Annotated in this window: 1 protein-coding gene and 1 pseudogene; both read left to right on the top strand. The window is 69.5% G+C overall.

Annotation, left to right across the window (positions count from 1 at the left end; translation table 11 throughout):
- Window positions 1–64 precede the first annotated feature (64 nt).
- A pseudogene (locus ACQRC0_RS08710) lies at window positions 65–583 on the top strand (Mu transposase domain-containing protein); the annotation flags it as partial.
- Window positions 584–649: 66 nt separating this feature from the next.
- Window positions 650–1,354 carry an IS21-like element helper ATPase IstB gene (gene istB / locus ACQRC0_RS08705; protein ID WP_055287500.1) on the top strand — a complete coding sequence of 235 codons (705 nt, stop codon included), beginning with the start codon at window positions 650–652 and terminating at the stop codon, window positions 1,352–1,354.
- Window positions 1,355–1,432: the final 78 nt, after the last annotated feature.

Genomic DNA, 1,432 nt, shown 5'->3' with positions numbered 1-1,432 from the left:
GCGTTTGCGAAAGTGGTCAATTTTAGATTAGCGCTAACACTGCGTCACCTACGTCTCTCGCACCGCCGACAAGAAGGGCAAGGTCTCGGTCGGCGAGAGGGGCCGCCACCTCTACTCCACGCACCCGTCGCTCTCGCGCCGCAGGCTCACGGTCGGCCTGCGGGCGACGACCGTGAGCGTCTACGACCCCGACAGCGGCGAGCTCGTCTGCGAGCACCCCAGGGCCTACGGCAGCGCCCCGACCGACACGTCCGACCCCGCCTCGCAGCTCGCCCTGCTGGCGTGGAACGCCGGCGGCTGGGAGAACAGCAGGGTGAGGGAGGCGCTCCCCGACGAGCTCAGGGAGCATATGGACTCACTGGACAGGGCGGGCCTGAAGGCCGAGCTGAGGGTGATGCGCGACCAGGCGGCCACCTCCGGATGGGAGGCCACGCTGCAGGCGGTGCGCCTCGCCTACGAGGCGACCGGCCGCATCGACGAGGCGTCGGTCGCCGTCAGCGCGGCGCGCGCCGCCACGGGGACCGTCACCTACGACGAGCCCGTGGACCTCGGCGTCTACGACGGCTTCATGGGGGTGGCGTAGATGGCCAGGGCCGCATGCCCCGACAGGCGCCTGCTCGAGTCCTCGCTGAGGGGCAAGGCGCGCTCGATGCTGTTCTCGAACAGCGTCGTCGACGAGTTCTGCGAGGAGGCAACGCTCCCCGAGATGAGGGCGGTCGAGGGCCTGCTGGCCAGGCAGATGGAGGTCAGGGCCGCCAACCAGCTGGAGAGGAGGATGCGCAGGGCGAGGTTCCCCGCGGCCAAGTCGCTCGACGGCTACGACTTCTCCCAGGTCTCGTTCCCCGACGGCTACGGGGAGGCCGACCTCAGGTCGCTCGCCTTCATCGACGCGTGCCAGGACTTCGTCTTCCACGGGAAGACGGGCAGGGGCAAGACCCACCTCGCCATCGCGGTCGGCGCCGCCGCCGTCAGGGCCGGCAAGTCCGTGAGGTTCTTCACCGTCGCGCAGCTCGTGATGCACCTGGCCGACGCGCGCGACCGCGGCAGGCTGCGCAGGGAGCTCGACGACCTGCTGTCGGCGGACCTGCTGGTACTCGACGAGCTCGGCTACGTGCCGCTCGACGTCGAGGGGGCGAGGCTGCTGTTCCAGGTCATGTCGGCCCCCGAGGGCACCCAGAGCCTCATAGTCACCACCAACATAGAGTTCAGCAGGTGGGGCACGGTGTTCGGCGACGACAAGATGGCCGCGGCCGTCGTGGACAGGCTCGTCTACACGGGCAGGCTGGTGGAGTTCAACGGCGCCAGCTACAGGATGGAAAACGCGCTGATGCTCGGGAAGGGTGAGGCCGAATGAGGTACGCCGCGGAGGACTGCCCGGTGAACAGGATGAAGGACCGCGACGCCGGCGCCCGGGACGCGCAGGCGCTCTGCG

The sequence above is a fragment of the Collinsella sp. SGI.033 genome, assembly GCF_050315135.1.
Lineage (GTDB): Bacteria > Actinomycetota > Coriobacteriia > Coriobacteriales > Coriobacteriaceae > Collinsella.
The sequence above is the reverse complement of the archived record's forward strand: the minus strand, read 5'-3'. Positions and strand labels throughout refer to the sequence as shown.